The 6,017-nt window shown below is 68.5% G+C and carries 6 protein-coding genes; 3 read left to right on the top strand and 3 right to left on the bottom strand.

All coding sequences use genetic code 11. The features are described from left to right. Together GT354_RS47150 and GT354_RS47140 are read left to right on the top strand one after the other, a co-directional pair. Positions 1-1,149, top strand: a 1,149-nt coding sequence (locus GT354_RS47150; RefSeq protein ID WP_161363900.1) for an MMPL family transporter, incomplete at its 5' end; no start/stop codon positions are given. A gap of 531 nt (positions 1,150-1,680) precedes the next feature. Next, positions 1,681-2,202: an AAA family ATPase gene (locus tag GT354_RS47140; RefSeq protein WP_161363901.1), complete on the top strand. Its 522-nt coding sequence runs from the start codon at positions 1,681-1,683 to the stop codon at positions 2,200-2,202. Positions 2,203-2,318: 116 nt separating this feature from the next. Here GT354_RS47140 and GT354_RS47135 read toward each other — a convergent pair whose 3' ends face one another. Further along, a complete protein-coding gene (locus GT354_RS47135) occupies positions 2,319-3,059 on the bottom strand; it encodes a peptidase E (protein WP_161363898.1) in 741 nt (246 codons plus the stop codon). Between the two features lie 360 nt (positions 3,060-3,419). On the opposite strand from GT354_RS47135, the gene dnaN reads away from it, so the two are divergent. Next, positions 3,420-4,547: a DNA polymerase III subunit beta gene (gene dnaN, locus GT354_RS47130; protein ID WP_161363896.1), complete on the top strand. Its 1,128-nt coding sequence runs from the start codon at positions 3,420-3,422 to the stop codon at positions 4,545-4,547. Between the two features lie 161 nt (positions 4,548-4,708). Here the strand turns inward: dnaN and GT354_RS47125 are convergent, their stop codons facing one another. After that, complete coding sequence (locus GT354_RS47125; RefSeq protein ID WP_161363894.1) at positions 4,709-5,425, bottom strand: HAD hydrolase-like protein; 717 nt, start codon at positions 5,423-5,425, stop codon at positions 4,709-4,711. A gap of 278 nt (positions 5,426-5,703) precedes the next feature. Then, a partial coding sequence (locus GT354_RS47120; protein WP_161363892.1) for a VOC family protein occupies positions 5,704-6,017 on the bottom strand: 314 nt, incomplete at its 5' end.

The following is a 6,017-nucleotide window of genomic DNA, read 5'->3' as shown; positions in this document are numbered from 1 at the left end:
GTCGCCCACGCCGCGGGGTGGCGTCGCTGGATCGGGCACGTCAGCCGGCACCCGGTGCCGTACGCGGTCGGCGCGGCAGGGCTGCTGCTGACCGCGACGCTGCCCGTGCTCGGCCTGCGCGTCGGCCTGCCCGACGACGGCTCACTGCCCCACAGCCGTACCGAGCGCCGGGCCTACGACCTCGTCGCCGAGGGGTTCGGCCCGGGCACCAACGGTCCCCTCGTCATCGCCGCGGACCCCACCGGTGATCAGGGAGTGCTGGACCGACTCGTCGCAACGGTCGCGGCGGATCCGGGCATCGCATCCGTCGCGCCGACGCACATCGATCGGGCCACCGGCATCGCGACCCTGGTGGTGTTCCCGACCACCAGCCCTCAGGACGAGGCCACGGCCGACACCATCGCCCGGCTGCGCACCGACGTGCTGCCCACGGCGATCGGGCACGGCCCGGCCAGGGCCCACGTCGGCGGCGCCGCCGCGAGCCTGTCCGATGTGGGCCAACGCACCAGCCAACGCCTGCCGGTGTTCGTCGCCACCGTCCTGGCGATGTCGTTCCTGCTGCTGATGCTGGTCTTCCGCTCGATACTCGTCCCGCTCAAGGCGGTACTGCTGAATCTGCTGAGCATCGGCGCGGCCTACGGCATCATGGTCGCGGTCTTCCAGTGGGGCTGGGGAGGCGCACTCATCGGGCTGGAGGCAACGGTTCCGATCGTGTCGTTCATCCCGATGTTCCTCTTCGCCATCCTGTTCGGCCTGTCGATGGACTACGAGGTGTTCCTCCTCTCCCGCGTACGCGAGGAGTACCTGCGCACCGGCGACAACGGCACGGCGATCGTCGAGGGCGTCTCGGGCACGGCCCGGATCATCACCTCGGCCGCCCTCATCATGGTGGCGGTCTTCCTGTCCTTCGCCGTCGCCGACGACCCTTCCATCAAAATGTTCGGGCTCGGCCTGGCCACCGCGATCTTCATCGATGCCACGGTCGTACGCATGGTGCTGGTACCGGCGACCATGACACTCCTCGGCCGGGCCAACTGGTGGCTGCCGAGGTGGCTGGACTCGATGCTTCCCCGAAGCCCGCTCGGCACCGACGACACCGACGCGGAATCCACGGGCGAGGCCCCGCGTCCACGACTGGTCGACCGTTGACTCGACTCCTGCCCGTCCTTGGCATCCGGCACCTCGGCGCGTCACCTGCGGGCACATCCAGCCGTGATCATCGGGTGGTCCCGATAACGTCCCTGATCCAAACCCTCGAGGCCCGCAGGCGGAGACCGACGAGGTAGCTGTCGGAAGCCTTCTCGTATCGGGTGGCGACGCCTCGCCATGCTTCGAGCTTGTGGATCCCGCCTTGAACCGACGGATCACACCCTCGAACTGCTGCCGCAGTCGCTCCGGGTACGGACCGCACTCGCCGACCGGCAGGTACGGTTCGATGAACTCCCGATCCGGATCGGTCGGTTGCACACGGTGAACTCGTCCTGGCTCAACCGAATCGAAGCCCAGTTCACGGCCCAGCGCTGCTTCACCCTCGACGGCTCAGACCATGCTGACCACAAGGAGCAGGGCAGCATGGTCCGCCGATACGTCATCCGGCGAAACCGCCAGGCCGACGACCGACGCCTACGCGCCGTCGTCGACAGGGCAAACGCGCCTGATACGGCACTAGGGTCGGATGCCATGATCGTATGGCTCAACGGCACCCATGGCGCCGGTAAAACGACGACCAGTGCACACCTACGACAACTGATCCCGGACTCACGGGTGTTCGACGCCGAGAAGGTCGGCGAGACACTCAGGGACATCACGCCGGGACTGCCCGAGACGGACAACTTCCAACACTGGCCCCCGTGGCGGCAGCTTGTCGTCGAGACCGCCCATCGCGTGCTCGACTACATCGGCGGAACTCTGGTAATGCCCATGACTGTCCTGGTCGAGCAGTACTGGCGCGAGATCAGCACGGGCCTCGCCCGACATGCCATCCCGGTACGTCACTTCGTCCTCCACGCCGACCAGGAAACGCTGCGCCGGCGCATCGAGGGGGACACTCTTATCGGCCCGTCACCATTTCGTTTGCGATACCTCGAATCCTACGCCGAGGCTGCCCGCACGTGGCTACACGACGAGGCCGAGGTTGTCGATACCACGCACCTCACACCGGTCCAGGTCGCCCTGCGGGTAGCACAAGCCGTCAAGAATTGAGGTGGGGCCACGCGGGGAAAACAGGAACAGCGCGCAACAGCTTCGGGCCGACCGCTCGCTTGGGCACTTCGCTGCTTCGAGCGTAGGTGCGAAGCAGCGGCAAAGACCGCCGGAACCTAGCGTCGCGGGGCCGGTAGCCGACGTGGTTCGAGGCGTTCCTCGACCGCCGCATCGCCCTCGCGCACGACGATGTAGGCGCCCTTTCCCGGCTTTTCCGTGACCGCCTCGACGAGTTCGGTGCCGTGGTAGACCAGGCCCACCCCGTCGTCAGAGCAGTGCGTGACGGGCAAAATCCCATCGGCGACCAGCCGTTGCACCATCGGACGGCGTCCCTTGTCGCTGTCGTAGTGGACACCGTTGCCATAGGGCAGGAGACCGAGTGCATCGGTCAGCGGCCGCAGTTCGGGTCCGAAGGAGTCGGTGGGGCCGCCCTGGAACCAACAGATCGACCCCGCGCTGACACCACTGAGCACAACGCCCGCCTCCCACGCACGACGGAAGATCACGTCGAGCCCGTGGACGCGCCACACCGCCAACAGGTTGGCGACCGAACCGCCCATGACCCAGACGACGTCCTGATCGAGGACGGCACCCGCTACGTCGTCGAGGTTCGGCATGGGAAAAAGATGCAGAGGTGTCAGGTCGAACCCGGCGACCCGGGCAGCCTCGGTCATGCGCGCGGTGAAATGCTCGGCGTCGCCGATCGCCGTACCGACGTACATGACCCGCGGTCGGCGGCCATGGGCTCCGGACAAGTCGACGGCATGGTGCACCAAGGCATCGAAGGCCACCATCGTGCGATCCCCGAGGCGGTGTCCGCCGGAGGTGGCAAGAATGGTGGGCTCCGATGCGGTCATGGCCCGCGACCCTACCAAGGCCCTCCGACACGGCCCGGAGGGAGGCGACGCGGCCCTGCTCGCCGACAGTCTCCTGCGTCTCCTGCGGGCCTCATCGCGCGGCTTCACCGGCGGAGACCTCGTCGCGCTTCCACCTGCCCAAAGCTTCGCCTGGCTGTCACGACTGCCGGAAGGGCACACCTACGGGAAGGCCACACACCCGCAACGGGCCGCCGAAGCCGTGCCGCGCGAGGCGCCGAAGCGTCGGCTGGGGATGTCCGACTGCCCGGCTAGCGTTCTTTCGACAACGCAATCGAACAGAGATTCGATCGAAGGACAGACGACCACCTCGCCCCGTCCGCGCTCTCGGGAAGGCACCTCGTGAAGATTCGGATAGAACGCGACCAACTGGCCGACGGCATCGCCTGGGCCGCGCGGGCGCTGCCTGCTCGGCCCGCCGTACCGGTGTTGGCCGGGCTGCGGCTCGACGCGGCGGGGGAAAGGCTTGCGATCTCGGCGTACGACTACGAACTCGCCGCCGACGTCGCGGTTGCGGCCGACGTCCGCGAGCCCGGCAACGTCCTGGTCCCGGGGCGGCTGCTCGCCGAGATCTCGCGTGCGCTCCCCCGTCGGCAGCCGGTCGAGATCACCACCGACGAGACGAAAGCCCGGCTCGCGTGCGCCGGTTCGTACTTCGCCCTGCCCCTCCTCCCGACCGCCGATTACCCCTCCACCCCGCGTATCCCGGACCTCGCCGGCGCGGTCACCGCCGCGGACTTCGCCGAAGCCGTCGCGCAAGTGGCGGTGGCCGCCGGCCAGGACGAGAGTGTGCCCGTACTCACGTCGATCCGGGTACACATGGCCGACGGCGCACTCGTCCTGGCCGCGACCGATCGCTACCGGCTCGCAGTGCGCCGCCTCCCCTGGCACCCCACGGCCGCCAACGACGTCGCACGGACCGCTCTCGTGCGAGCCAAGGTGCTGGCCGACGTGGTCAAGAACCTCGGTGCCGGCGAGGACGTTCGACTCGCGCTCGACGCGGCGGCCGATCGCCGCGAACTGATCGGCCTCGCCGGTGGTGGTCGGCACGCGACCTCGCGACTGCTCAGTGGGCAGTTCCCCAAGTACGAGCGCCTGTTCGCGAACGAGACGACCGCCGTCGCGACCGTCGAGACCACCCCGCTCATCGAGGCCCTGCGGCGCGTGTCACTGGTTCTGGACCGCAGCACGCCCATTCGGCTGGCGTTTCGCGCCGGTTCCCTCAAGATCGAGGCAGGCACGGACGACGAAGCCGAAGCGGCAGAGAGCGTGGCCGCCACGCTCGAAGGCGCCCCGATCAGCGTCGCGTTCAAACCGAGCCATCTCCTCGACGGCTTGACCGCGCTCCGCTCCGAAACCACGCGCATCGTCCTCAGCACACCGACGACACCGACCGTCCTGACGGACACGAACAACCCGGAGGACCCCGACTACCGCTACCTCCTGATGCCCATGCGCGTCGTCGCATAGGCGAGGGGAGGGGAGGGGAGGGCAGGGGAAGAGGTGGCGGCGGAGGCGGGCCGGGAGACCGGGAAGCGCGAAGAGACGGAACGGGCCGAAAGCCTGCGAAGCCGATGAGGTCGAGAAACCGGAAGCCGAGATGCGACCGACGCCACGTCGGCCGACACCTCCTACCCGGCGCCCATCACCGCCCGCAACACCGCGTCGGTGTCCGCCAGATCGGGCAGCACGGCATCCGCCCCCGCAGCCGCCAACGCCTCTGCGCTCGTGGCCCCCGTCGCGACCGCGACGGCCCGCGCACCGGCCGCCTTGGCCGTGGCCACGTCGCGCACGGTGTCGCCGACGATCACCGTGTCGGCGCCGCCGTATCGCCGCCCGAGAAACTGCTCGGCCCGTGCGAACGCCAAATCCGGCAGATCGGTGCGCTCGTACGCGTCGCCACCGTACGCCCCGACCCGGAAGTCGATGTGGTCCGCGAGCTCGAACACGTTCATCTTCAACACCGCGAGCGGGTACAGGTTCCCGGTCAACACCGACTGGTGCACCCCCTCGACCGCGCCCACCTTCGTCAAGGCCGCCGCCGCCCCCGGCAAAGTCCGCCCCTCCGCCGCCAACTCGGCCTCGCGCTCGTGTAGTTCGGTGACTATCAGCTCGATGAACGCGTCGAGCAACCCATCGTCGGCCGGCTCCAGCCCGTGAACGCGCAACACCTCACTCGCGGCGGCCAACTCGGTACGTCCGTCGAACTGCCACGGCAGTTCCAAGTCCCGCCCCGTCACCTCGCGAAAGGCAGCAGCGTAGGCACGCCGAGACACGGTTCCACCATCGATCAGTGTGTGGTCGATGTCCCACAGCACCAGCACCGGCCCAGACTTTCGAGAAGTCACGTACGCCCCCCATCGCTTGCGGAGCCACGGCGTGCGACCCCGTAGTCCGGATCATCGCGCGCTCCCCCACTCCCCCGCTCCTGTATGGGGGACGAGCGGTCGGTCGGGTTGGTCGGGTCGGTCGGGTCGGTCAACTGTTCGCTCGGTCGACGGTCGGGCGAACCGAGTCGACCGAGCGAACAGACAAGCGGCACTGCTTGAACAGACAACCGGCGCGGCTTCAAGTGCGGCAACAGCGCCGACGATCAGTCGCCGTCACCCACCCCCCGATCGACAGTTCAGGTCGTCGCCGACGGCCCAGCCTCGTCGAAGCCGTACGGCCGCGTGATGATTTCCATGCCGTGGCCGGCCGGATCGAGGAAGTACAGCCCGCGCCCGCCGTGGTGGTGGTTGATCTCGCCCCGCTGGTTCAACCGCGGATCGGCGTAGTAGTCGATCCCCGCCTGCCGGATGCGTTCGAACGCGGCGTCGAACTCCGCGTCGGAGAGCAGGAACGCATAGTGCTGCATCGTGATCGACTCGGCGGCGACGGTGGCGAAGTCCAAGGTGACCGCGTTGCCGGTGGCGACCGGAATGAACGGGCCCCACTCCG

Origin of the sequence: Streptomyces sp. SID3343, assembly GCF_009865215.1 — a bacterium.
Classification (GTDB): Bacteria; Actinomycetota; Actinomycetes; order Streptomycetales; family Streptomycetaceae; genus Embleya.
Note: the sequence above shows the minus strand (reverse complement) of the source record. Positions and strands in the feature narration are given on the sequence as shown.

Bases quoted from the DNA above. Each gene is read 5' to 3' on its own strand.
- GT354_RS47140 (WP_161363901.1), top strand. From the start codon at position 1,681: ATGATCGTATGGCTCAACGGCACCCATGGCGCCGGTAAAACGACGACC.
- GT354_RS47135 (WP_161363898.1), bottom strand. From the start codon at position 3,059: ATGACCGCATCGGAGCCCACCATTCTTGCCACCTCCGGCGGACACCGC.